The sequence below is a fragment of the Polymorphospora sp. NPDC050346 genome, from assembly GCF_040655695.1.
Taxonomy (GTDB): Bacteria; Actinomycetota; Actinomycetes; order Mycobacteriales; family Micromonosporaceae; genus Polymorphospora; species Polymorphospora lycopeni.
Genome location: NZ_JBFAKM010000010.1, coordinates 67,084 through 90,186 on the forward strand (window position 1 = coordinate 67,084; position 23,103 = coordinate 90,186).

22 protein-coding genes are annotated in these 23,103 nt (G+C 70.9%); 13 read left to right on the forward strand and 9 right to left on the reverse strand.

The genetic code is table 11. The annotated features are described in order from the left end of the window. Positions 1 to 18: 18 nt before the first annotated feature. The 4 genes from AB0I42_RS12890 to AB0I42_RS12905 are packed head-to-tail and all read left to right on the forward strand — an operon-like array spanning position 19 to position 3,897. The gene (locus AB0I42_RS12890; protein WP_357537154.1) at positions 19 to 828 is read left to right on the forward strand and encodes a cupin-like domain-containing protein; all 810 of its coding nucleotides are present in this window, start codon (positions 19 to 21) and stop codon (positions 826 to 828) included. Next, a complete protein-coding gene (locus tag AB0I42_RS12895; RefSeq protein WP_357536899.1) occupies positions 825 to 2,078 on the forward strand; it encodes an aminotransferase class I/II-fold pyridoxal phosphate-dependent enzyme in 1,254 nt (417 codons plus the stop codon). The genes AB0I42_RS12890 and AB0I42_RS12895 overlap by 4 nt, the downstream gene beginning before the upstream one ends. Continuing rightward, on the forward strand, positions 2,075 to 2,944 hold the full coding sequence (locus tag AB0I42_RS12900; protein WP_357536901.1) for an aldolase/citrate lyase family protein: 870 nt from the start codon (positions 2,075 to 2,077) through the stop codon (positions 2,942 to 2,944). Before AB0I42_RS12895 ends, AB0I42_RS12900 begins: the two co-directional genes overlap by 4 nt. Further along, the gene (locus AB0I42_RS12905; protein WP_357536903.1) at positions 2,941 to 3,897 is read left to right on the forward strand and encodes an ornithine cyclodeaminase family protein; all 957 of its coding nucleotides are present in this window, start codon (positions 2,941 to 2,943) and stop codon (positions 3,895 to 3,897) included. The genes AB0I42_RS12900 and AB0I42_RS12905 overlap by 4 nt, the downstream gene beginning before the upstream one ends. Before the next feature lie 3 nt (positions 3,898 to 3,900). Here AB0I42_RS12905 and AB0I42_RS12910 read toward each other — a convergent pair whose 3' ends face one another. After that, on the reverse strand, positions 3,901 to 4,392 hold the full coding sequence (locus AB0I42_RS12910; RefSeq protein ID WP_357536905.1) for a MaoC family dehydratase: 492 nt from the start codon (positions 4,390 to 4,392) through the stop codon (positions 3,901 to 3,903). 150 nt (positions 4,393 to 4,542) lie between these two features. On the opposite strand from AB0I42_RS12910, the gene AB0I42_RS12915 reads away from it, so the two are divergent. Next, positions 4,543 to 5,904 (forward strand): hypothetical protein, encoded by a 1,362-nt coding sequence (locus AB0I42_RS12915; protein WP_357536907.1) that lies wholly within the window; start codon positions 4,543 to 4,545, stop codon positions 5,902 to 5,904. A gap of 10 nt (positions 5,905 to 5,914) precedes the next feature. Here the strand turns inward: AB0I42_RS12915 and AB0I42_RS12920 are convergent, their stop codons facing one another. From AB0I42_RS12920 to AB0I42_RS12930, 3 genes are all read right to left on the reverse strand, one after another. Further along, positions 5,915 to 6,670, reverse strand: coding sequence for a DUF4184 family protein (locus AB0I42_RS12920; RefSeq protein ID WP_357536909.1), 756 nt, complete (start codon positions 6,668 to 6,670; stop codon positions 5,915 to 5,917). 178 nt (positions 6,671 to 6,848) lie between these two features. After that, positions 6,849 to 7,388: a DUF1349 domain-containing protein gene (locus AB0I42_RS12925; protein WP_357536911.1), complete on the reverse strand. Its 540-nt coding sequence runs from the start codon at positions 7,386 to 7,388 to the stop codon at positions 6,849 to 6,851. Between the two features lie 233 nt (positions 7,389 to 7,621). After that, entirely contained in the window at positions 7,622 to 8,569 is a 948-nt protein-coding gene (locus AB0I42_RS12930) for a helix-turn-helix domain-containing protein (protein ID WP_357536913.1), read from the reverse strand. A 70-nt stretch (positions 8,570 to 8,639) separates the two neighbouring features. On the opposite strand from AB0I42_RS12930, the gene AB0I42_RS12935 reads away from it, so the two are divergent. Further along, entirely contained in the window at positions 8,640 to 9,584 is a 945-nt protein-coding gene (locus AB0I42_RS12935) for a saccharopine dehydrogenase (RefSeq protein WP_357536915.1), read from the forward strand. A gap of 43 nt (positions 9,585 to 9,627) precedes the next feature. Here AB0I42_RS12935 and AB0I42_RS12940 read toward each other — a convergent pair whose 3' ends face one another. The 3 genes from AB0I42_RS12940 to mltG form a co-directional block, all read right to left on the reverse strand. Continuing rightward, positions 9,628 to 10,398, reverse strand: coding sequence for a cutinase family protein (locus tag AB0I42_RS12940; RefSeq protein WP_357536916.1), 771 nt, complete (start codon positions 10,396 to 10,398; stop codon positions 9,628 to 9,630). A 193-nt stretch (positions 10,399 to 10,591) separates the two neighbouring features. Beyond that, on the reverse strand, positions 10,592 to 11,416 hold the full coding sequence (locus AB0I42_RS12945) for a nuclease-related domain-containing protein (RefSeq protein ID WP_357536919.1): 825 nt from the start codon (positions 11,414 to 11,416) through the stop codon (positions 10,592 to 10,594). 100 nt (positions 11,417 to 11,516) lie between these two features. Further along, positions 11,517 to 12,662, reverse strand: coding sequence for an endolytic transglycosylase MltG (gene mltG, locus AB0I42_RS12950; RefSeq protein ID WP_357536920.1), 1,146 nt, complete (start codon positions 12,660 to 12,662; stop codon positions 11,517 to 11,519). Positions 12,663 to 12,825: 163 nt separating this feature from the next. On the opposite strand from mltG, the gene AB0I42_RS12955 reads away from it, so the two are divergent. Continuing rightward, entirely contained in the window at positions 12,826 to 13,446 is a 621-nt protein-coding gene (locus AB0I42_RS12955) for a M23 family metallopeptidase (protein ID WP_357536922.1), read from the forward strand. Between the two features lie 41 nt (positions 13,447 to 13,487). Here the strand turns inward: AB0I42_RS12955 and AB0I42_RS12960 are convergent, their stop codons facing one another. After that, positions 13,488 to 14,159 carry an NADPH-dependent F420 reductase gene (locus AB0I42_RS12960; RefSeq protein ID WP_357536923.1) on the reverse strand — a complete coding sequence of 224 codons (672 nt, stop codon included), beginning with the start codon at positions 14,157 to 14,159 and terminating at the stop codon, positions 13,488 to 13,490. Between the two features lie 343 nt (positions 14,160 to 14,502). On the opposite strand from AB0I42_RS12960, the gene araB reads away from it, so the two are divergent. The 3 genes from araB to AB0I42_RS12975 all read left to right on the forward strand — a co-directional run bounded on the left by araB (position 14,503) and on the right by AB0I42_RS12975 (position 18,011). Further along, on the forward strand, positions 14,503 to 16,185 hold the full coding sequence (araB, locus tag AB0I42_RS12965) for a ribulokinase (RefSeq protein ID WP_357536925.1): 1,683 nt from the start codon (positions 14,503 to 14,505) through the stop codon (positions 16,183 to 16,185). Then, complete coding sequence (locus AB0I42_RS12970) at positions 16,182 to 16,874, forward strand: L-ribulose-5-phosphate 4-epimerase (RefSeq protein WP_357536927.1); 693 nt, start codon at positions 16,182 to 16,184, stop codon at positions 16,872 to 16,874. The genes araB and AB0I42_RS12970 overlap by 4 nt, the downstream gene beginning before the upstream one ends. Positions 16,875 to 17,009: 135 nt before the next feature. Next, positions 17,010 to 18,011 (forward strand): ABC transporter substrate-binding protein, encoded by a 1,002-nt coding sequence (locus tag AB0I42_RS12975; RefSeq protein ID WP_357536929.1) that lies wholly within the window; start codon positions 17,010 to 17,012, stop codon positions 18,009 to 18,011. Positions 18,012 to 18,134: 123 nt separating this feature from the next. On the opposite strand, the gene AB0I42_RS12980 is transcribed toward AB0I42_RS12975, so the two are convergent. Next, positions 18,135 to 19,340, reverse strand: a complete 1,206-nt coding sequence (locus tag AB0I42_RS12980; RefSeq protein ID WP_357536930.1) for an RNA-guided endonuclease TnpB family protein — start codon at positions 19,338 to 19,340, stop codon at positions 18,135 to 18,137. A gap of 161 nt (positions 19,341 to 19,501) precedes the next feature. Between AB0I42_RS12980 and AB0I42_RS12985 the strand changes: the two genes are divergently transcribed. Genes AB0I42_RS12985 through yjfF form a run of 3 tightly spaced genes read left to right on the forward strand, consistent with a single transcriptional unit; the run spans position 19,502 to position 23,093 of the window. Beyond that, a complete protein-coding gene (locus AB0I42_RS12985) occupies positions 19,502 to 21,043 on the forward strand; it encodes a sugar ABC transporter ATP-binding protein (RefSeq protein ID WP_357536932.1) in 1,542 nt (513 codons plus the stop codon). Continuing rightward, positions 21,040 to 22,107, forward strand: a complete 1,068-nt coding sequence (locus tag AB0I42_RS12990) for an ABC transporter permease (protein ID WP_357536934.1) — start codon at positions 21,040 to 21,042, stop codon at positions 22,105 to 22,107. The genes AB0I42_RS12985 and AB0I42_RS12990 overlap by 4 nt, the downstream gene beginning before the upstream one ends. Continuing rightward, the gene (gene yjfF / locus AB0I42_RS12995) at positions 22,104 to 23,093 is read left to right on the forward strand and encodes a galactofuranose ABC transporter, permease protein YjfF (RefSeq protein WP_357536936.1); all 990 of its coding nucleotides are present in this window, start codon (positions 22,104 to 22,106) and stop codon (positions 23,091 to 23,093) included. Before AB0I42_RS12990 ends, yjfF begins: the two co-directional genes overlap by 4 nt. Positions 23,094 to 23,103: the final 10 nt, after the last annotated feature.

The following is a 23,103-nucleotide window of genomic DNA, read 5'->3' on the forward strand; positions in this document are numbered from 1 at the left end:
GGAGTGCCGGTCACCCGGATGTCGTTCGACGAGTTCAACGCCGCCGGACCCGGCGGCCTGTTCCGGGCCGACGTCCCGGTGGTGATCAAGCTGCCGGACAGCGTCCAGGGGCTGGGCCGCGAGGGGGTGGCGCAGCGGCTGGGAAACATGCTGGTCACCCTCTTCACCGAGCCGAGCGACAAGAACCACCCCGGACGCTGGGAGACCCGCGACATCCGGCTGCGCGAGTTCTTCGCCGACGAGACGTACATGACCAGCCCGGACACCTGGCACCGGATCGTGTCGAACATCCGCAACAGCCCCGCCGACGTCAACGCCGTCATCGGGTTCGACGCCGAGAAGTTCTTCGGATACGGCCGCTCGCTGTACGCGGCCAACCTGTGGATCAGCCACCGCGGCGTGTTCACCAAAAGTCACTTCGACGAGTTCGAGAACTTCAACATCGCACTCGAGGGCCGCAAGCGGTTCATCATCGCCCCGCCCGGCTCCCGGGAGTACTACCCGCGGTCGGTGCTGCGCGGCTTCGGCGACAAGTCGCAGGTGTTCGACATGGACAACGTCGACATGCAGCGCTACCCGAGGCTGGTGCCCAAGCTCGCGCAGCGCCGCGACCTGATCCTGGAGGCCGGCGAGATGCTCTACCTGCCGCTGGGCTGGTGGCACCAGGCCGAGTCGCTGGACGACGTCAACGTCAACGTCAACTTCTGGCTGAAGTCGGCGAAGATCTTCCGCCGGCCGCACGTGCTCGGCGTGGCGCTCTACACCTACGCGTACCGCAAGCTCACGCGCGTCTACCACTACAAGCCCACCGAGGTGCAGTCGTCATGAGCGAGCGCAAGACCATCACGCCCGCCCACCGGTACCGCAACAACGACAAGCTCGTCGGGATCGGGAACATGTTCTGGAACATGAGCGAGGAGCACGGGGTCGCCGGGATCGTCGGTGACCTGAACGACGGTGTGCTGCGTACCGCCGACGGGCACGAGTTCGTGAACTTCACCGTCTGCTCCTATCTGGACCTGGACACGCACCCGAAGGTCATCGACGGGGCGGTCGCCTCCCTGCGGCGCTTCGGCGTGCTGGACCACTGCATCCCGCGTACCCGGGTCCAGACACCGGTGCTGCTCGAACTGGAGGACTCGCTGGGCGAACTGTTCGGCGCCGAGGTCGTCACCGCGATCTCGACGGCGGCGGCCAGCACCGGTCTGCTGCCGCTGATCTCGTCGGGGCACCTCGGCAACGGTGTGCGGCCCCTGATGGTCTTCGACAAGAACGCCCACGTGTCGCTGGCCAACGCCAAGCCGGCCTGTGCCGACGAGACCGAGGTGGTCACCAGCCGCCACCACGACCTCGACTTCCTCGAGGACATGTGCCGCACCTACGAACGCGTCTGCTACGTCGTCGACGGGTCGGACAGCCTCGGCGGCTACGCCCCGGTCCGGGAACTGGCCGAGCTGCAGGACAAATACAACATGATGGTCTTCTACGACGACTCACACTCGCTGTCGGCGTACGGGGAGCGGGGCATCGGCTACGTCCGCTCGCACTCGCCGGCGCTGGACCAGCGCACCGTCACCGTCGCGACGCTCAGCAAGGGCTTCGGGGCCGGCGGCACCGCGATCCTGATCGACGGCTATCCGAAGGAGACGCGGCGGATCATCGAACGCTTCGCCGGGCCGCTGGGCTACTCGCAGAAGATGAACGCGGCCGCGGTCGGGGCGGCGATGGCGTCCGCGGAGATCCACCGCACCGAGGAACTGACCGAGTTGCAGGAGCGGCTGTACGCCAACATCGCGCTGTTCGACTCGTTGCTGGCGACCGAACAGGCCGGCAGCACGTACCCGATCCGGGTGGTGCCGATGAGCGACGAGACGGTCATCGAGGCGGCGCAGCGGGTCTTCGCGGCCGGCTTCTACGTCTCGCCGGTCTTCTTCCCGATCGTCGCCCGTGGCACGGCAGGGCTGCGGGCGATGCTGCGGGCCGGCCAGACCGAGGAGCAGATCCGGCAGCTGTGCGCGGTGCTCGTCGAGGCCGGTGCCCGGCCGGCCGGCGCCCGGCCCGAGCCGGTGGCGCCATGACCGAGCGCAGCGAGGGAAGTACGGTGGGGATTCCGCGGAGCATCCTCTACACCCCGGCGCTGTCGCTGGACCGGGTCGTCAAGGCGTGGAACTACGACGCCGACGTCCACCTGATCGACCTGGAGGACTCGGTGCCGCCGGCGGAGAAGCCGGCCGCGCGCACCGTGTGCCGGGACGCGCTGGAGAAGGCGCCCAAGCCGGCGAACATCGCGGTTCGGATGAACGAACTGCGCGGTGTCGCGGCGGTGCAGGACCTGGTCATGCTCACCGAGTCCCGGGTACGGCCCGGGATCGTCATGATGACGATGGTGACCGACGCGGCCGAGATCGAGGTGGTCCGCCGGATCCTGGCGTCGGCGGACGCGCACCCGGAGATCTATGTGACGGTCGAGACCGTGGAGGCGGTCGTCGACATCGACCCGATCGCGCGGGCGGCGGACGGCCTGGTCCTCGGCTCGGCCGATCTGGCCGCCACCCTCGGCGTCGAGATCACCTGGGAGGCGATGCTCGCCGCCCGGCAGGCGATGGCGCTGGCCTGTGCCCGCTACGGCATCGCGTGCATCGACACCGCCAACTTCCGGCTCACCGAGCCGGCGGTCCTGGCCGAGGAGACCGCCCGGATCCGGACCCTCGGCTTCCACGGCAAGGCGACGGTGCATCCCAGCGAACTCGCCGTCATCAACCAGGCGCTGCGGCCGAATCCCGACGACCTGCGCCTGGCCCGCCGGGTGACCCAGGCCGTCGGGGCGGCGGGCGGCGGGATCGCCGTACTCGACGGGAACATGGTCGGCCCGCCGTTCGCCCGGATGGCCCGCGACACCGTGGCCCGTGGCGACGCGTGGACCGCCCGGTTCGGTGCCGGATGACCGGCCCGGTGACGGTCACCGCGGCCGGCATGGCGGGCAGCCGCCGCCTGATCCGGGTGATCGACGTACTGGGGGAGATGTTCGTCGACCTGGCCGCCGGCCGGACCCGGTCCCCGGCCCGGACGGTGCTCGAGCACGGTCCGCAGCGGGTGCTCCTGGTCAGCCCCGCGATCTGGGAGCAGCGCGGTGTCGGCAGCGTCAAGATCACAACGCTGACCCCGGACAACCCGGAGCGCGGGCTGCCGCTGATCCACGGCGTCGTCGCGTTGACCGACCTGACCACCGGGCAGATCACCGCCCTGCTGGACGGTGCCGAGTTGACCGCGATCCGCACCGGCGCCGTCGCCGCCCTGGCGACCCGCTGGTGCACCGCCGACGACGCCGACGATCTCGCCGTCATCGGTGCCGGGGTGCAGGCCCGCTCGCTGGTCCGCGCGGTCGCGGCGGTGCGGCGCATCCGTACCGTGCGGATCTTCTCCCGGACCCGGTCCCGGGCCGAGGAGTTCGCCGACGAGGTCCGCGACACCGCACCCCATCCGGTCCGGGTCGAGGTCTGCGACACGGCCCGGGCCGCCGTCCGGGACGCGCCGATCATCTGTACGGCGACGTCGACCAGTGCCGACAGACCCGTGCTGGCGGCGGACTGGGTGGCGTCCGGGGCGCACGTGAACGTCATCGGTGGCACGCATCCGGACGCGATCGAGGTCGAACCCGCCCTCCTCGCCGACGCGGTCGTCGTCGTCGAGGACCGGGCCGCGGCCCGGGACGGCGCCGGTGAGGTGCGGGCGGCCCTGGCCGCCGGGCTGATCCGTCCCGACGACCTGTGCGAGTTGGGTGCGCTGGTGACCGGCGAGGTCCGGGCCGGTGGCCGGACCTCGGTCCTGCGCACCGTCGGGATGGCGATCGAGGACACCGCCGCCGCGGTGGCGCTGCACGAGGCGGCCGGCGGATAGAGCTCAGGAGTGGTCGCGGCAGCGGACCATGAACGACCGTTCGAAGACGATGACGGTCTCACCGGTGGATTTCGCGCCGGTCGTCTCGACCGTGACGATGCCCAGGCCGGGCCGCGACCCGCTCAGCCGCTTGTGCAGGATCCGGCTGGTCGCGTAAAGGGTGTCGCCGACGAACACCGGGTCGCGCAGCCGGACCTTGTCCCAGCCGAGGTTCGCCACCGCCCGCGCCGACAGCGCCTGCACCGTCATCCCGCCGACCAGACACAGCGTGATCCCGCTGTTGACCAGGACGCGGCCGTAGTCGGTGCCGCTGCCGTAGTGCTCGTCGAAGTGCAGCGGATGCTGGTTCATGGTCAGCAGGGTCAGCCAGGTGTTGTCGGTCTCGGAGATGGTGCGGCCCGGCCAGTGCCGGATCACCATGCCGGGCTCGAAGTCCTCGTAGTCGCCGCCGTGTTCCTCGCGGTATTCGTTGCCTCCCACATGACGCAGCGTCATGCCCACACCTCCGGGTTCCCGCGTCGACGCGGCCCACGCCACATGAATGCTAGTCTATTGATCTTATCGTCCTGGATGGATCAGGCTCGTTCTGAACGGATCCGCTCGCCGGGCCGACCGGCCCCGCACACAGCCTCCGGGGAGCGTCACATGGCCACGTTCGACGACGCGCGCGCTACCCGGCCGGCCGGGCACCCGTGGTTCGGCAGCCACCGGCTGACCCCGGCCGCGCCGGCCGACACGATCCGCCGGATGCTGCGCCACGAACTGCGCGACACCGGCTGGCCCTACCAGCGGGTCCTGCCCGCCGCGCCGATGGCCATCCCGCGCGCCTCGTACACCGAGGTGTTCCGGGCGTCCACCGCGCTGCTCGACCTGCTGCGCCGTACCGCCCTGGAAACCGCGCCCACCACCGAAGGCAGGCTCGCCGCCTACCGGATGCCGCCCACCGAGGACCGGCTGTGGATGTCCGACCCGTTCGCCGAGGAACGGTACGCCGACAGCGTCGTACGGCCGGACCTCGTCGTCGGCCCCGACGGGCCACGGATCCTGGAGTTCAACGTCAGCGGCGCGCTCGGCGGCGTACTCGAGACGCACTCCCGCCTCGAGGTGTGGCGCCGCCTGCACGCCGACGAACAGGGGCGCGTCCCGTACGGCTCCCCGGACCCGTTCGCCGTACGCGCCGACATGTTCCGGTCGTTGTGCGCCGAACTGGGGGTGGCGCCGCGGGTCGCCGTCGCCGGCAGTGCCCGGGTGCACGGCGTCGAGAGCCGCTATTTCCAGGTCGAGGCCGAACACTTCAACAGCCACGGGCTGACCGCGCGGTTCTTCGAGCCGGAGGAGCTGGTCGAGGCGTGGGACTGTGCGCCGCATCTGCGCTATCCCGTCGGGCTGCGTAACTTCACCATCCCGGACTGGCTCGACGCCGGCCTCGACACCTCCCCGGTCCAGGACGCGCTCGACCACGGCTGCCTGCTGGTCGGCACCCAGACGTCGACGTTCCTGCACAGCAAGCTGACCCTCGGCCTGCTGTCGGAGGGCCGGCCCTGGATGACCACGGCCGAGCGGGCCCTCGTCGACAGATACCTGCCGTGGACCCGGGTTCTCGCCGACCGCGGCACCACCCGCGACGGCCGCGACGTCGACCTGCTCCCGTACGTGGTGAAGCACCGGGAGGAGTTGGTGCTCAAGGCCGGCCTGGGGGAGAGCGGCAAGCAGGTCGTCCTCGGGCGCGACGTCGACCAGGCGGCGTGGGAGGCCGCCGTCGACGCGGCGGCTGACGGCACCAGCATCGTGCAGGAGTTCGTGGTGCCGCAGACGTGCCGGGTCACGCTGATCGCCGACGACGCGGACGAGCCGTACGACGCCGAGGTCGCCCCGGTGCTCGGGCCGCTGCTGTTCGGCGGCCGCCCCGCCGGCCTGTTCTGCCGGTTCTACGGCGACGGCTCGGCCGGGATCGTCAGTGTCCGGGCGGGCACCAGCAGTTCCGACAACTGCGTGGTGGCGGTCTGACCCGGTCGGGTCAGCGCGGGGCCGGGCGGCGTCGGGCCAGCACGGCGTAGCCCGCGGCCAGGACGATGACGGCCGTCAGTCCGGCGCCGCCGGCGTTGGTGACGGCCAGGAACACCATTCGCCGCGGTGTCACGTCCTCGGTGAGGGCCAGGGCAGCTCCGATGACAGTGGTGAGCCCGATGGCGGTCCAGGCCGCCGCCACGAGCATCCGGCCGGCCGGCGGCCGCTGCCCGGCCGCGTTCCGGGGCGGTGCCGTACGCCACCACCGGAGCAGCCAGACCGCCACGGCGACGGCACCGGCCACCGTGCTGGCGTACTGCGCCCAGCGGTAGCCGGCCATCCCGAAGTGTGGCTCGGCCAGCCAGCCGATGTGGGTGGCCCCCCACATCCCGTCGTGGGTGAACGAGTCCCACAGCACATGGGTCGCCGCGCCGGCCGCCAGCGAGACGACAAGCATCGGCGCGAGGCGGACCGGCCGGGGCCGCGGCGACGCGGGCCGGACCAGGCGCTCGCGCAACCGGGCCGGCGAGATCGCGGTCAGGAAGCGGGCGAGCAGCCCGTGCCACAGGGCGAGTGCCAGCAGACCCAGCAGCACGTCGACGCCGAGGACGCCGGCGACCGAGTGGGTCAGCGTCGCCGACACCGGCAGCGGCAGGTAGTAGGGCAGGTCGGGAACCATGCTCCCGACCACCAGGGCGGACGGCACCAGCCACGCCACCCGCGCCAGCGGCAGCACGGCCGCGATGTGACTACCCGTGAACGGCACGCCAGCTTCCCGTAGACGACGGTCTAGCGCCGGGACCTCGCGAAGGCGATCAGACCCGCCGCGACGGCGACCACGACGACAAGACACAACAGGGCGAGTACGTGCACCGGCCGGATCGCTCCCACGCGCGGACCCTAGCAGCGGGACGGTCGTGCCGGCCAGCCCGCGTACCGGGTGGTCAGGAGCCGTCGCGGGGGTCGGTGAGGGTCGAGGAGGTCACCGAGACGTCGGTGAAGGAGGTGGTCAGCCCGTCACCGGTCGGGGACTGGCTGCTCACCCCGACCCGGTGGCCGTCGACCGGGCCGAGCGTGAAGAGGCGGGCCAGCGACCAGCGGACCCCGTCCGCGGAGTGGTGGAAGGTGTAGACCTCGCCGACCCGGGAGACCCGCAGCCAGGTCTCGCCCGGCACCGGGACGGACACCCCGTTCGCGTCGTCGGAGACACCGCGGGTGACCACGGTGACGATGGTGTCCGCGCCCTCCGGGGAGCGTTCCAGGGCCAGCTTCGCCCACGTGTCCGGGCCACCGTGCACGAAGAGCGCCCCGGCGTCGAAGGTGGCCCGAAGCTGTGCTCGTACGCGTGCCTTCAGTTGGAAGTCGCCGTCCGGCGCGACCAGGCGCAGCGGTGCGCTGGCGGTCGCGGCCCCGGTGGCGGGATCGATGAACCAGTCGGTGCCGGCGTCCGCGCTGAGCGGTCCGGTCAGGCTTTCGATGTCCACGTCCATCTCCTCGGTATGGCCGTGCTGGCGGAATTCTCGGACTGCCGGGATCCGAGGGGCCGCACGGCAGGATCGAGTATCGACGGCCGACGCTCCCACGTCCAGAGTGGACGGAGCGGGGTGGCGGCTCATCGGTCGGCGGGGCGGGCCAGGCGCACGGCTGCCAACGACGCACGCCTGTCGATCATCCGGGCAGCCTGCCACAGCCGACCGTCGGTGTCTCGCCCGGTCCGTCAGTCGGTGCGCGCGCGGGTGAAGGTCTGGCGGTAGGCGGCCGGCGCTACGCCGAGCTGGTGACTGAAGTGGCGGCGCAACGTGGTGGCGGTGCCCATCCCGGTGCGGGCGGCGATCTGTTCGACGCTGAGGTCGGAGGTTTCCAGCAGTTCCTGGGCGCGGCGGATCCGTTGCGTGTGCAGCCAGCGCAGCGGGCTCGTCCCGGTGACGGCGGTGAAGTGCCGGGTCAGGTTGCGGGGGCTCATCCCGGCCTGCCGGGCGAGTTCGCGTACGGTCGTCGGCCGGTCCAGGCGGGCCAGGGCCCAGGTCATCAGGTCGGCGAGGACGTGGTCGCGGCCGTGGGCGACCGCCGCGGGGATGTACTGCGCCTGTCCGCCGGGCCGGTGCGGGGGCACGACCAGGGTGCGGGCCAGGGCGTTGGCGACCGCTGTGCCGTGGTCGCGCCGGACCAGGTGCAGGCACAGGTCCATGCCGGCGGCCTTGCCCGCCGAGGTGAGCACGTCGCCGTCGTCGATGTAGAGGACGTCCGGATCGACCCGTACGCCCGGGTACCGGTCGCGCATCAGGGTGGTGTGGGCCCAGTGGGTGGTCGCCGGTCGGCCGTCGAGCAGGCCGGCCTCGGCGAGGACGAAGGCGCCGGTGCACAGCGACGCGATCCGCGCGCCGGCCTCGTGCGCGGCGCGGACGGCGGCGACGAGGGCCGGCGGCGGCGGTTCGGCGGCGTCGCGGCACGACGGGACGATCACGGTGTCGGCCTCGACCAGGGCGTCCAGGCCGCGGCGGATGCCGGCGTTCAGCCAGCCGCCGACCCGGGCGCCGTCATCGCCACAGATCAGGAAGTCGTACCAGGGGTCGGCGAGCCCACGGTCGATGCCGAAGACCTCGCAGGCCGCGGCGAGTTCGAACAGCGGTGTTCCGTCGGTAACGGCCAGTGCCACCCGGTGCATGTCCGAAACTGTACGGTGCGTGGCGTTACGGACGCTCGTACCCGGGCCGGGTCGACGCGAGGCTGGGTGGGTGAGCAGACACATCGCGGTGCCGGGCGCTACCGGCCGTACCGGGCGGTTCGTTCTCGCCGAGCTTCGCCGGCGGGGACTGACGCCGATTCCCTGTGACCGAACCACAGATCTCGACGTGGCGCTGCGCCGCGCCGACGCGGTGATCAACTGTGCCGGGCCGTTCGCGGCCACCGCCGAACCCGTCATCGCGGCCGCGGTCCGGGCCGGCATCCCGTACCTCGACGTCACCGCCGAGATCGAGGTCGTCACCGACACGTTCGCCCGCCACGCCGGGGCCGCCGTCCCGATCGTGCCCGCGGTCGCGTTCTACGGCGGTCTCGGCGACCTGCTGGCCACCGCCGCGCTCGGCGGCGCCCGCGGCGCCGAGGAGATCGTCGTCGCGTACGCGTTGAGCAGTTGGCGCCCCACCGCCGGAACGCGGGCGACCGGGGCGGTGTCGGCGCGGCGCCGTGGTGGCCGCCGCGTCGTGTACGAGGGCGGCCGGCTGGACTACCGCGACGGCGCCGCGCCCCGGACCACGTACGAGTTCACGACCGGGGTACGGCCGGTCGTCGGTGAGTTCACGATGGCCGACAGTGCCACGATCCCCACCCATGTCGACGTGGCGCGCATCGGGACGTACATGACGTCGAACGCGGTCGACGACCTGCGTGCCGACGACCCGTCGGGGCCGGTGGCCGTCGACGCGAGTGGCCGGTCGGCGCAGACGTTCCACGTCGAGGTCGTCGCGCGTACCGGTGGGGTGGCGCGGCGGGCGACCGCGGCGGGCCGTGACATCTACGCGGTGACCGCGCCGCTGGTGGTCGAGGCGGCCGTACGGATCCTGGCGGGGGAGGGCGCCGCGGCCGGGGTGGCGTCGGCCGGGGCGCGTTTCGACCCGGCCGACTTCCTCGGCGCACTCGATCCGCACGCCCTGGCCTTCGGGCCGGCGGAGACGGTGTGACGGCCCCCAGGCCCGGATCGTTCGGCGAGCGTGAGAAGTGTGCTCAGAGCTTGGAGAGGACGAAGCTCTGCGCCGCGGTCTGGACGGCGGACGTCTGGTACCTGGTGCCGTGGACGTCGTTGGGGTCGCTGATGTTCTGGCACCACCTGTCGCCGGCGTAGCAGTAGGAGCGGAGGCGGCTGTTGAACTCGCTCAGCACGCCCACGGCTCGCGGCCAGGTGCCGTTTCTCGTGCCGGTGCCGGCGTTGAAGGGCTCGCCCGCGCGGTAGGTGGGGTCGCCGAAGAAGACCACCGCCGCGATGCGGTTCCGGTACGTCGCGGCGATCCGGTTGCCCGAGTCGCTGGCGAGCGCGTCACCGATGACGTGCGCGCCCTGCGAGTATCCGACCAGGACGAACCGGGTGCTCGACGAGCAGGTGGTGCCCAGCGAGGTGACCAGGTTCTTCACGTTCGTCGTGCCCTGCCCCTGGCTGATCGGGTAGATCGGCGCGATGGCCTTCGCCGGATACTTCAGTCCGGTTCGGCGCGCCGTCAGCGAGGTCCCGGTGACCACGGTGGAGGTCAGGTTGAGCCGGCTGCCGAAGCCGCCGGTCGCGTAGTCGTAGGAACCCCCGCCCGAGCCCGCGGCCTCGTCGGTGCCCCGGACACCGATGACGATGACCCGGGGGCAGGTCGCCGACGAACTGACCGCCTGGGCCGGCACCGCGACGGCGGTGCCGGCCGCCACGCTGGCCAGCGCCATTCCGGCCGCGGTCGCCGCCCGGCGCAGCCCGGTGGTGGACGGTCGGCGGCCAGCTTGACGTGAATGCCGCATCGGCAGCCTCCTATGAACGGAGTGGGGCCGCCAGGATGACACGGCAATTCAGGTGTCGCCAGACTTGACTTCCGGTCGATGAACGGGTGCCGGCACGGTGGACCTCGTCAGCCGCCCGACCGGGCGGCCGGTCCGGCATGGCGGTGCGGGGCCGGGTCTCGGGCCCCGGCTCGCACCGGGACTCGTTCCGGTGTCAGCGCCTGCGTCGCCGACCCTGGTGGAACCGGTGGTCGCGCTGGATCAGCGCGACGATGCTGGCGCGGTCGTCGGGGCTCAGCGGTGACGCCCGCTGCCACATCTCCCGCAGGAGATATCCGGTCTCGGTGGCGACCACGTCGACGCCCAGGTTGTCGCAACGCCCGATCTGCGCCTGCTCGTGCATCAACATCACCGCGGTGCGGACCGGCACCGCCTGGCCGTTGCGGCCGAGCCACGCCGCGAGGTCGCCGGCCACGTCGGTCACCTGGCGGGCCCAGCTCCGTCCGCCGCGATCGGTAGCCGGCCCGGAATCCACGACGTTTCCCCAGCGGTCCAGTTTCTCGAACCACCACTCGTCACCGTCGGCATGGATCCGGACCCGCCGCAGCTTCACCTCGATCGCCCACACACCCTGCGGCCCGACCAGTACGTGGTCGGTCTCCCCGCGCCGGTTGCGGTAACCGCGCAGCCAGACCCACTCGTCGGACAGGCTGGACAGCTCGAAGGCCAGCGCGTCCTCGCCCGCCACGCCGGCCGCCCGCTGCCGTACGACGTGGTCGATCTGCCGCACGTTCTGCCCGGCGTGGAACGCCTGCTGCCTGGCCTGCGCCCGGCGGGCCCGGGCGGCGGTCTCCTCGGGGGTGGCCACGAACAGCAGGCGTTTCCACAGCGGCTTCGCCCGCCGCGCGGACTTCAGGTCGGCGCTGGCCCGCGCGTCGGCGTCGTGCCACGAGGCGAGACCGGCCTGGGCATGGTGCAGCTGCTCCTCGGCCTGCCGCAACTGCTGGCCACCGTGGTCGGACAGGTATTCGACCCGCACGCGACCCTCCTCGCCACCCGGTGCTCCCCGCGCCAACTTCTACCACACGGGGGGCCGAGACGACCCTCCACAAGGGATCGGGCCGGCTTGTGGGACCGGGTCACAGGACGCCGTTCTCGCGGGCGATGGCCTCGTTCTTCAGATGGTCGGAGTAGTTGTCGGCGAAGGCCGAGCGGCCGCTCTTGTCGATCGCGACGAAGAAGGTCCAGTCGCCCGGTGGCGGGTCCATCGCGCCTTCCAGTGCCAGCTTGCCCGGGTTGTTGATCGGGGTCGGGACCAGGCCGCGCAGCTTGCGGCTGTACGGGTTGTCGACGCCGAGCAGTTCGTCCTGGGTCATCTCGGCGGAGGTCTTGGTCGGCTTGCCGGTGACCTCCAGCCAGTAGTTGACCGTGACGTCCATCTCCAGGCAGCCGCAGGGGAAGTCGCCGTAGGCCCGGTTGTAGGCGACCCGGGCGACCTTGCCGAGGTCCTCGGTGGTGCCCGCCTCGGCCTGGGCGAGCGAGGCGACGATCAGTGCCTCGTACGGGGAGATGCCGCCGCGTTCGGCCTCGACCCGTTCGGCGAACCGCATCTCGCCGGTGACGGTGAGGAAGTTCTGCACCATCATCTTCAGGATGCCCTCGGCGGTCACGTCCTCGCCGAGTTCGTAGGTGTCCGGGTAGAGGAAGCCCTCCACCGAGCGGGTCACCTTCTTGCCGTCGTTGCGGGTGAACCACGAGTCCGGTACGCCCAGGGCGACCGGGTCCTCCGCCGCCTTCCGGAAGTCCTCCACCGGCAGTCCGGTTTCCTTGGCGAGCAGGTCCAGGGTCTGTTTGGTACTGCGGCCGTCGGGGACGGTCACCCCGTTGAGGATCTTGTTGTCGAGGTCGAGCAGCATCGCCAGCGCCGCCTCGGCCCTCATCTCCCTGCGCAGCGTGTAGCGGCCGGGCTGGATGCCCTGGCTGCGCGGGTCGTCGCGGGCGGCGTTCACGAACGCCTTGGCGCTCTTGACCACGCCGGCGTCGACCAGGGTGCCGGCGATCTGGGCGGCGCTCTCGCCGGCACGTACCTCGACGGTCACCTCGCCGGTGCCGTCACCGCTGTGGTCCGGGGCGGCGAAGAACATGTTGAAGCCGTACCAGCCGACCCCGCCGACGAGGACCACGGCGACCACCAGGGCGACGATCATCTTGCCCGGACCGCCGGGACGGCGGTGCCGGCCCTTCCCGGTCCGTTCGTCGTACGCGAGGTCCAGGTCATCGATCATGTACGTCCGCCTCCGCTTCGCGGTGAACCAGCGCGGCAGGGTATCCCCGGCCGGTGAACGCCCGATGGCGCCCACCCCGGACATTCCGCCGGGACAGCGTACGAGAGGAAAATACCGCCCCATCCACCACCGCACCTTGCCGGTGTCTGCCATGCTCGGAGCGGTGACGACCGGTCGCCCAGGCAGATCCCGCCCCCGCCGGGGCCGCTTCGTTCTTCTACTTCTCGCACTCGGCGCGCTCGGCGCCGTCCTCGCCGTCGCCGTCGTCGTGCCGTTGCTGCGGCCGGGGCCGCGACCGCATTTCCAGCTTCCGGTGGCGTGTGGGGAGCTGTGGCAGCTCGGCACCTACCCCGGCCACGACGACTACGACGTCGACCTGTTCCCCATGGAGGGGGAGTCGTGGGGGCGACCGGTGCTCGCGTCGTACGCCGGCCGGGTCACCGCGGCGGGCGTCAACGGGACGCTGGGCGGCCGTACGCCGCAGGATCCGCAGGGGCCGCGGGGCCGTGGGGGCGGCTACTGGGTGAAGATCGACCACGGTGGCCGGTGGGAGACGCAGTATCTCCATCTGCTCGAACCACCGCTGGTCGAGGTCGGTCAGCGGGTCGCCCGGGGCGAGCAGATCGGGCTGGTCGGCAGCACCGGCAACTCGGGCGCGCCGCACCTGCACTACGAGCAGCGCCGGGGCTGGCGCAAGGTCGAGACGTACTTCGACGGGGCGCCGTCCGGCATCACCCACGACGACAGCGAATACACGGTCACCCGGACGAGCAACAACTGCTGACCACGGCGGCCGCCCGGGTCCGGGCGGCCGCCGCCCGCGGGTCAGGCCCGGGTGGCCGCCGCGACCGCGTCGCGGATCGTCGGGGCGTCGGCCGGGGTGCCCAACGGGTCGTCGAAGGCGCCGTACGGGGTGACGTAGACCGGGGTGTCCCGCTGGGTGCGCCAGTTCTCGGCGAGCGGCCCGATGTCGACGGTGTCGTAGCCGATGCTGTCGAGGAAATCGGCAATCGCCCGCTTCGCGGCCGGGTCGTCGCCGGCGACCGGCAGCGCCGTCCGGTCGGCCGCGCCCGCCGGGCGGCCCAGCGACGCCAGGTGCGCGAAGAAGATGTTGTTGAAGCCCTTGACCACCAGGGCGTCGGTGAGGTGCCGCGCAAGCAGTTCGCCGGTGGTGGTGGAGCCGTCCTCGAGTTCGGCGATCCGGCCGTCCCGCTCGGGGTAGTAGTTGTTGGTGTCGACGACCACCTTGCCGGCCAGCGGTCCGGCCGGGACGTCCCGGTATGCCTTCAGGGGCACGGTGACGACCACGATGTCGCCGGCCTCGGCCGCCTCGGCAGGAGTGCCGGCACGGGCCTTCGGGCCGAGTTCGTCGACGAGTTCCGCGAGCGTCTCGGGACCGCGCGAGTTGCTGAGCACCACGTCGTGGCCGGCGGCGACCGCCAGCCGGGCGAGCGTGCCGCCGATGTGTCCACTGCCGATGAGTCCGATTGTCGTCATGCCCGTGCGAACCCCGCCGTCGGGCGCCGGGATTCCGGGGCGGCATCGGCTGTGACCGATGGCACAGGGGGTCGGCTGGCGCCGCATCCTGTCGTCGCCCGGGTCTGTGATCGCTAACATAGCGGCTACCGGACGGTCGGGCAAGCCCTCGGGTTCGTCCGTCGGCGGCCGCGCGGCGTGGCTCCCATTCCCTACCGGCCAGTTCGTAGCCGTTTGATCTCGGCGCCCGGCGCCGTGGCGCAAGCAACTTCCGGTCTCCGTTACGGAGATGTTGCCGGAAGGTGTCTTGACCCCATCGTTGTGAGCGCTAACACTGAGGTTCGTCTACGGGTTGGAGATGGACATGAGCGATGTGGACGCGCCGGGCGACCGGTATGTCGTCGGTGTCGACTACGGCACCCTGTCGGGACGCGCGCTGGTGGTCCGGGTCGGCGACGGCGCCGAGATGGGCACCGCCGTTTACGAGTACCCCCGAGGCGTCATGGAGGCCGCCCTCCCGGACGGCGGACGGCCCCTGCCGCCGGACTGGGCACTACAGGACCCGGCGGACTACGTCGGCGTACTGCGGCACGCCGTACCCGCGGCCCTGACCGACGCCGGGGTGGATCCGGCCCACGTGATCGGCATCGGCACCGACTTCACCGCCTGCACGGTGCTGCCGACGCTCGCCGACGGCACCCCGCTGTGCGAGGTCCCCGAACTGCGCGACCGCCCGCACTCCTGGGTCAAGCTCTGGAAGCACCACGCCGCCCAACCGCACGCCGACCGGATCAACGCGCTGGCCCACGAGCGGGGCGAGCCCTGGATCAACCGGTACGGCGGCAAGATCTCGGCCGAGTGGCAGTTCGCCAAGGGACTCCAGATCCTCGACGAGGACCCGGAGGTCTACCGGCGCGCCGAGCGCTTCGTCGAGGCCGCCGACTGGATCATCTGGCAGCTCTGCGGCACCGAGACCCGCAACATCTGCACCGCCGGCTACAAGGGCATCCGGCAGGACGGCCGATACCCGTCGGCCGAATACCTGGCGGCGCTCGACCCCGGCTTCGTCGACTTCGTGGGCAAGCTGGACGGCCCGCTGATGGCGATGGGCGAACGGGCCGGCTCGCTCACCGCGCGGGCCGCGGCGTGGACCGGGCTGCCGGAGGGGATCGCGGTCGCCGTCGGCAACGTCGACGCCCACGTCACCGCGGCCTCCGCCCAGGCCCTGGAGCCGGGACACCTGGTCGCCATCATGGGCACCTCGACCTGTCACGTCGTCAACGGCACCGGCCTCGGCGAGGTCCCCGGCATGTGCGGCGTGGTCGAGGGCGGGCTGAGCCCCGGCATGTGGGGCTACGAGGCCGGGCAGAGCGGGGTCGGGGACATCTTCGGCTGGTTCGTCGAGCACGCCGCCCCCGTCGGGGTGGCCTCGCACGAGCGGCTGTCGGAACTCGCGGCGGCCCAGCCGGTCGGGGCCCACGGCCTGGTCGCCCTCGACTGGTGGAACGGCAACCGTTCCCTGCTGGTCAACCACGACCTCAGCGGCCTCATCGTCGGGATGACGCTGGCCACCCGCCCGCAGGACGTCTACCGGGCGCTGCTGGAGTCGACGGCGTACGGGACCCGCATGATCATCGAAGCGTTCGCCGACGCCGGAGTGCCGGTACGGGAACTGGTGATGGCCGGCGGCCTGACCGCCAACCCGCTGCTGATGCAGATCTACGCCGACGTCACCGACCGGCCGCTGAGCATCATCGGCTCGGCCCAGGGCCCCGCGCTCGGCTCGGCGATCCACGCCGCGGTGGCCGCCGGCGCCTACCCGGACGTCTACGCGGCGTCGAAGGCGATGGGCCGGGTGCACCGCAACGTCTACCGGCCGCAGGCCGACCACGTACGGGCGTACGACGCCCTCTACGCCGAGTACCGGCTGCTGCACGACCACTTCGGTCGCGGCGCCAACGACGTCATGTCCCGGCTGCGGGCGATCCGTAACGCCGCCGCCGACGGGGCGGCACCGGCCACGACCCCCCAGGAGGTGGCGGTATGAGCGTCCAGTCAGGACAGCAGATCGCGCGGCTGCGGGAGACGGTCGCCAGGCTGCACGCCGAACTCACCCGGTACGGGCTGGTCGCCTGGACCGCCGGCAACGTCTCCGCCCGGGTACCGGGCCGGGACCTCATGGTCATCAAACCGAGCGGCGTCGACTACGACGACCTCTCCGCCGACAACATGGTCGTCTGCGACCTCGACGGTGCCGTCGTCGAAGGCGACCACTCCCCGTCCAGCGACACCGCCGCCCACGCCTACGTCTACCGGGCCATGCCGGAGGTCGGCGGGGTCGTCCACACCCACAGCACGTACGCCACCGCCTGGGCCGCCCGTGGCGAGGCGATTCCCTGCCACCTGACCGCGCAGGCCGACGAGTTCGGCGGGGAGATACCGATCGGGCCGTTCGCGCTGATCGGCGGCGACGACATCGGCAAGGGCATCGTCTCGACCCTCACCGGACACCGTTCGCCGGCCGTACTCATGCGCAACCACGGCGTCTTCACCATCGGCCGGGACGCCCGCGCGGCCGTCAAGGCCGCGGTGATGTGCGAGGACGTCGCCCGTACGGCGCACCTGGCCCGGGCGCTCGGGCAGCCGGTACCGATCGATCCGGCCGACGTCGACGCGCTCTACGACCGCTACCAGAACGTCTACGGCCAACGCCCGGTGTCGCCGACGAACACCTAGCCGGGCGACACCCACGGCTCGGCCGGCGCACCGTCTCGCGGTGCGGCCGCGACCACACCTGAACCGCACCAGCCCGTGCATCCCCCCGGGTCCACGCACGGACAGGTGTATCCACCACCCCCGGAAGGAGATCCGATGAGAGGCACGAAGAGGTTCCGCCTGGCCCGCCCCGTCGCCGCGGCGCTCGGCGCCGTACTGCTCGTCGGCGGCCTGGCCGCCTGCGGCAACAGCGACACCGGCGGGGCCGCCGCCGACGACGGCAAGATCACCCTGGGCTTCTCCCAGGTCGGCGCGGAGAGCGGCTGGCGTACGGCGAACACCACCTCGGTCAAGGAGGCGGCCGCCGCCGCGGACATCGAGCTGAAGTTCGACGACGCCCAGCAGAAGCAGGAGAACCAGATCAAGGCCATCCGCAACTTCATCCAGCAGAAGGTCGACGTGATCGCCTTCTCGCCGGTGGTGGAGTCCGGCTGGGACACCGTGCTCAAGGAGGCGAAGGACGCCGACATCCCGGTCATCCTCACCGACCGCGCCGTCGACTCGGCCGACAAGACGCTGTACAAGACCTTCCTCGGCTCGGACTTCGTCAAGGAAGGCCGGCTGTCGGGGGAGTGGCTGCTGGAGCAGACCAAGTCCGCGACCGGCCCGGTGAACATCGTCGAACTGCAGGGCACCACCGGGTCGGCGCCGGCCAACGACCGCAAGAAGGGCTTCGCCGAGGCGATTGCCGCCAACCCCAACCTGTCGATCGTCGCCTCGCAGTCGGGTGACTTCACCCGGGCCGGCGGCAAGCAGGTCATGGAGCAGTTCCTCAAGGCCAACCCGAAGATCGACGTGCTGTTCGCGCACAACGACGACATGGGCCTGGGTGCCCTGGAGGCGATCACCGCCGCCGGCAAGGTGCCCGGCAAGGACATCATCATCATCACCATCGACGCCGTACGCGACGGCATGCAGGCCCTGGCGGACGGCAAGTTCAACTTCATCGCCGAGTGCAGCCCGCTGCTCGGCCCACAGCTGATGGACCTGGCCAAGAAGGTCCACGCCGGTGAGACGGTGCCGCCCCGGATCGAGACCGAGGAGACCACCTTCACCCAGGAGCAGGCCAAGGAAGCCCTGCCCAACCGCAAGTACTGACCGGGGTCCGGGGCCGCCCGCCTTGGCGGCCCCGGGTGCCGCAGCCGGCCCCGACCGGCCGGGCCTACGGCTCCTCTGCACCGCAAGCAGAAGAGGTCCGATGGGTTGACATTCTCCACTGCCCTAAAGGACGGGGACTCCCTTGGTCGCCCTCGGGTTTTCCTGTTTCGCCGACGACCGCCCCGTCCGGGAGGATTCCCGTTGAGGTCTTACACCGTCTCCGCAGGCTGTCACCGCCAGTCCGGCGGCCAGGATGTTGCGGGCCGCGTTCACGTCCCGGTCGTGGACGGTGCCGCACCGGCACGTCCATGTCCGTACGTTCAGCGGCATCCGCTCTGCGAGCGCACCACAGGTGGAGCACAGTTTCGACGACGGGAACCAGCGGTCCACGACGACCAGGTTCCGGCCGTGCCAGTCGGCCTTGTACTCCAGCATGGTGCGGAACTGCCGCCAGCCCGCATCCGAGATGGCGCGGGCCAGGCTCCGGTTCTTGACCATGTTGCGTACGGTCAGGTCCTCGATCACGAGCGTTTGGTTCTCACGCACGAGTCGAGTGGTCAGCTTGTGCAGGTGGTCACGGCGCCGGTCGCCGATCCGCGCATGGACGCGGGCGACCTTCAGCCGGGCCTTGGCCCGGTTCGCCGAACCCTTTTTCTTACGGGCAAGGTTCCGCTGTGCCTTCGCCAGGCGTTGGCGGTTGGCGCGTTCATGGCGGGGGTTGACGATCTTCTCCCCGGTCGACAGGGTCAGCAGGCTGTCGAGGCCGGCATCGATCCCGACCACACCCAGGGTCGGGACCTGTTCGATCACATCGTCGCAGAGCAGGGACACGAACCAGCGCCCGGCGGCGTCCTGGGACACGGTCACCGTGGACAGCGAGGCACCCGCCGGCAGCGGCCTGGACCACACGATGTCCAACGGCGCGGACATCTTCGCCAACCTCAGTTCGCCGTCGCGGAACCGGAAGGCGCTGGTGGTGTACTCCGCCGACCGGCGGGACCTCTTTCTCGACTTGAACGACGGATACCGCGCGCGTTTGGCCCAGAAGTTCGTGAAAGCCACCTGCAGGTGTCGCAGGGCCTGCTGCAACGGCACCGAGGAGACCTCGTTGAGGAACGCCAGTTCCTCGGTCTTCTTCCAACCGGTCAGCAGAGCCGAGGTCGCGTTGTAGCTGACCCGCTGCCGACGCAGCGTCCACGCCTCGGTCCTGGCCTGCAGGGCCATGTTGTAGACCAGCCGGACGCACCCGAACGTGCGGGCAAGCTCGGCTGCCTGCCCGGGGGTGGGGTAGAAGCGGTACTTGAACGCCCGCTTCACCGTCCTGGCCACGGCTCGCATGTTAGCGGGCTGACCGGTGGGTCTCGCGGTGGCGCGGTGGTAGACGTGGACGCTGATCCGCTGGGGCGGCGGATCGGCTTTCCCTGCCCTGCACCGCAGGGGCTCCGATTCCTCTCCGGCCGGACGGCCGGAGCATCCATGGAAAGGTTCCGATGACGGATAGCCGTCCGGTCCTGACGATGACCGGGATCAGCAAGACCTTCCCCGGGGTACGCGCACTCCAAGACGTCGACTTCCGGCTCTTCCCGGGCGAGGTACACGCCCTGATGGGCGAGAACGGCGCCGGCAAGTCAACCCTGATCAAGGTGTTGACCGGCGTCTACGGCATCGACGAGGGCACCATCACCCTCGACGGGGAGCAGGTGGCCTTCAGCGGTCCGATGCGGGCGACCGCGGCCGGGGTCAGCACCGTCTACCAGGAGGTCAACCTCTGCACCAACCTGTCGGTCGCGGAGAACATCTTCATCGGCCGTGAACCCCGCCGCTTCGGCGCGGTCCGCTGGGGCGAGGTGCGCCGTCGCGCCCGGGCACTGCTCGCCCGCCTGGAGATCGACATCGACGTCACCGCGCCGCTGGGGACGTACTCGCTGGCCGTGCAGCAGATGGTCGCGATCGCCCGGGCGATCGACGTACAGGCGCGGGTGCTGATCCTGGACGAGCCGACGTCCAGCCTGGACGCCGGCGAGGTCGCGCAACTGTTCCGCATCATGCGCCAGTTGCGGGACGAGGGCATCGCCCTGCTGTTCGTGACCCACTTCCTCGACCAGGTCTACGGCATCGCCGACCGCATCACCGTGCTGCGCAACGGCCGGCTGGTCGGCGAGTATCCGACCGCGGAACTGCCGCAGCTCACCCTGGTCGAGAAGATGATCGGCAAGGAGCTCGACGTCCTCGAACGGCTGGAGGAACAGCCGCGCCCCGACGTGGCCGCGCTGGAGAGCGGGACCCCGTTCGTGGAGGTGGCCGACCTCGGGCGCAAGGGCGCGGTCGAGCCGTTCAGCCTCACCATCCACGCCGGCGAGGTGGTCGGCCTGGCCGGCCTGCTCGGCTCCGGTCGCACCGAGGCGGCGCGGCTGCTGTTCGGCGCCGACCGCGCCGATCACGGCCATGCCTCCGTCAGCGGCCGGCGGGCGGCGCTGCGCAACCCCGTCCAGGCGATCGGCCACGGCATCGGCTTCTGCTCGGAGAACCGCCGCGCGGAGGGCATCATCGCCGACCTGTCGGTCCGCGAGAACATGATCCTCGCGATGCAGGCCGCGCGCGGCTGGCTCCGGCCGATCCCGCGCCGCCGTCAGGACGAGCTGGTCGACAAGTACGTCCGGGCGTTGAGTATCCGGCCGGCCGACCCGGAGATGCCGGTACGCAACCTGTCCGGCGGCAACCAGCAGAAGGTGCTTCTGGCCCGGTGGCTGATCACCGAGCCCCGGCTGCTGATCCTCGACGAACCCACCCGGGGCATCGACATCGGCGCGAAGGCCGAGATCCAGAAGCTGGTGGTGCAGCTCTCCGACGGCGGCATGGCCGTGCTGTTCATCTCCGCCGAACTGGAGGAGGTGCTGCGGCTGAGCCACAAGGTCGTGGTCATGCGCGACCGGGAGATGGTCGCCCAGCTCACCAACGACGACACCGTCGACGCCGACCGCGTCATGCAGACCATCGCCAGCGGATCCGAGCGGGAGGAGGCGACCCGATGAACGACGTACGCAGCCGCTACCGGGCGCTGATCGGTCACCGGCTCTTCTGGCCGGCCGCCGTACTCGTGCTCATGCTGGCCGCCAACACGATCTACCGTCCCGGGTTCCTCGCGATCGAGGTCAAGGACGGCCACCTCTACGGGACCCCGATCGACATCCTGCGGTTGAGCGCGCCCCTGATCCTCGTCGCGCTGGGCATGACCCTGGTCATCTCGACCGGCGGCATCGACCTGTCCGTCGGTTCGCTCTGTGCCATCAGCGGCGCCGTCGCCTGCGTCTACATCAGCGGCCAGCCCGACCAGAACAGTCTCGCCACCGTCCTGACCGCGCTGGCCCTGGCGTTCGGGGTCGCGCTGGCGCTCGGTGCGTGGAACGGAGTCCTGGTCGCCGTCATCGGCATCCAACCGATCATCGCCACCCTGATCCTGATGGTGGCCGGCCGGGGCCTCGCGCAGCTGATCACCGAGGGCCAGATCGTCACGGTCAACTCCGGGCCCTACCGGGCGATAGGGCTCGGTCACTTCCTCACCCTGCCGCTGGCGATCTTCATCGCGCTGGCGGCGGCCCTGCTGGTGGCGGTGATCACCCGCCGTACCGCACTGGGCATGATCATCGAGTCGGTCGGCGGTAACGCCGAGGCCAGCCGGCTCGCCGGCATCCGCTCCGGCCGGATCATCTTCCTGGTGTACGTGATCAGCGCCGGCTGCGCGGCGGTGGCCGGGTTCATGATGACGGCCAACGTCTCCAGCGCCGACGGCAACGCGGCCGGCCTCTGGGTCGAACTCGACGCGATCCTGGCGGTCGTCATCGGCGGCACCGCGTTGGCCGGCGGCCGGTTCTTCCTCAGCGGGACGATCCTCGGCGCGCTGATCATCCAGACCCTGACCACGTCGGTGTACGCGATGAACATCTCGCCGCAGACCGCCCTGCTGTTCAAGGCGGTCGTCGTCATCGCCGTCTGTCTCGTCCAGGCCCCGGCGTTCCGCGCGAAGTTCACCCGCCGTCGCAACACCCCGCCTCGGCCGACGGCCCCGCAGCGGCAGAAGGAGCAGGTGCCGGCATGACCAGTTCGACCCTGACCACCGGCCGCCCGCGGCCCCGCCTGCCCCGCCGGCACATTCCGGTCCTGGCCACCCTGGCCCTGCTTCTGGTCATGTACGGCATCGGGGTGTCCCAGTACCGGGCCTTCTCCAACGTCCAGGTCGTCTTCAACATCTTCATCGACAACGGGTTCCTGCTCGTCGTCGCGGTCGGGATGACCTTCGTGATCCTCACCGGCGGCATCGACCTGTCGGTCGGCTCGGTCGTGGCGATGACGGCGATGGTCTCGGCGTGGCTGCTCGAGGGTGGCCTGCCCGCGCTGCCGGTGCTGCTGATCGCGCTCCTCATCGGACCGACGCTGGGCTTCCTGATGGGCTGCGCCATCCACTACTTCGAGATCCAGCCGTTCATCGTCACGCTCGCCGGGATGTTCTTCGCGCGGGGCATGTGCACCTTCATCAGCGACCGGTCGATCCCGATCACCGACGGCTTCTGGACCACGATGTCCCAGCAGCGCATCGGCGATCCGCGTGGCAATTTCGTGTCGATCAGCGTGCTCATCGCGTTCGTCGTCGTGCTCGTCGCGGCCTGGGTCCTGGCCTACACCCGCTTCGGCCGCAACGTCCACGCGATCGGCGGCAACCCGCAGTCGGCCCTGCTGATGGGGCTGCCGGTCGGCCGTACCCGGATCGCCGTCTACACCATCAGCGGCCTGTGCTCGGCGATCGGCGGCATCCTGCTGTCGTTCTACACCCTGTCGGGCGCGCCGCTGATCGCCGTCGGCATGGAACTCGACGTGATCGCGGCGGTCGTCATCGGCGGCACCGTCCTGACCGGTGGGTCAGGCTACGTCTTCGGCACCGTGCTCGGGGTGCTGGTCCTGGGCGTGATCCAGACCCTGATCACCTTCGACGGCAGCCTCAACTCCTGGTGGACCAAGATCGTGATCGGCGGTCTGCTCTTCGCCTTCATCCTCCTGCAACGCCTTATCGGCATCCGCTTCAAATGATCGCCCCACT

Bases quoted from the DNA above. Each gene is read 5' to 3' on its own strand.
- AB0I42_RS12890 (WP_357537154.1), top strand. From the start codon at position 19: ATGTCGTTCGACGAGTTCAACGCCGCCGGACCCGGCGGCCTGTTCCGG.
- AB0I42_RS12895 (WP_357536899.1), top strand. From the start codon at position 825: ATGAGCGAGCGCAAGACCATCACGCCCGCCCACCGGTACCGCAACAAC.
- AB0I42_RS12900 (WP_357536901.1), top strand. From the start codon at position 2,075: ATGACCGAGCGCAGCGAGGGAAGTACGGTGGGGATTCCGCGGAGCATC.
- AB0I42_RS12905 (WP_357536903.1), top strand. From the start codon at position 2,941: ATGACCGGCCCGGTGACGGTCACCGCGGCCGGCATGGCGGGCAGCCGC.
- AB0I42_RS12910 (WP_357536905.1), bottom strand. From the start codon at position 4,392: ATGACGCTGCGTCATGTGGGAGGCAACGAATACCGCGAGGAACACGGC.
- AB0I42_RS12915 (WP_357536907.1), top strand. From the start codon at position 4,543: ATGGCCACGTTCGACGACGCGCGCGCTACCCGGCCGGCCGGGCACCCG.
- AB0I42_RS12930 (WP_357536913.1), bottom strand. From the start codon at position 8,569: ATGCACCGGGTGGCACTGGCCGTTACCGACGGAACACCGCTGTTCGAA.
- AB0I42_RS12940 (WP_357536916.1), bottom strand. From the start codon at position 10,398: ATGCGGCATTCACGTCAAGCTGGCCGCCGACCGTCCACCACCGGGCTG.
- mltG (WP_357536920.1), bottom strand. From the start codon at position 12,662: ATGATCGATGACCTGGACCTCGCGTACGACGAACGGACCGGGAAGGGC.
- AB0I42_RS12960 (WP_357536923.1), bottom strand. From the start codon at position 14,159: ATGACGACAATCGGACTCATCGGCAGTGGACACATCGGCGGCACGCTC.
- araB (WP_357536925.1), top strand. From the start codon at position 14,503: ATGAGCGATGTGGACGCGCCGGGCGACCGGTATGTCGTCGGTGTCGAC.
- AB0I42_RS12970 (WP_357536927.1), top strand. From the start codon at position 16,182: ATGAGCGTCCAGTCAGGACAGCAGATCGCGCGGCTGCGGGAGACGGTC.
- AB0I42_RS12975 (WP_357536929.1), top strand. From the start codon at position 17,010: ATGAGAGGCACGAAGAGGTTCCGCCTGGCCCGCCCCGTCGCCGCGGCG.
- AB0I42_RS12985 (WP_357536932.1), top strand. From the start codon at position 19,502: ATGACGGATAGCCGTCCGGTCCTGACGATGACCGGGATCAGCAAGACC.
- AB0I42_RS12990 (WP_357536934.1), top strand. From the start codon at position 21,040: ATGAACGACGTACGCAGCCGCTACCGGGCGCTGATCGGTCACCGGCTC.
- yjfF (WP_357536936.1), top strand. From the start codon at position 22,104: ATGACCAGTTCGACCCTGACCACCGGCCGCCCGCGGCCCCGCCTGCCC.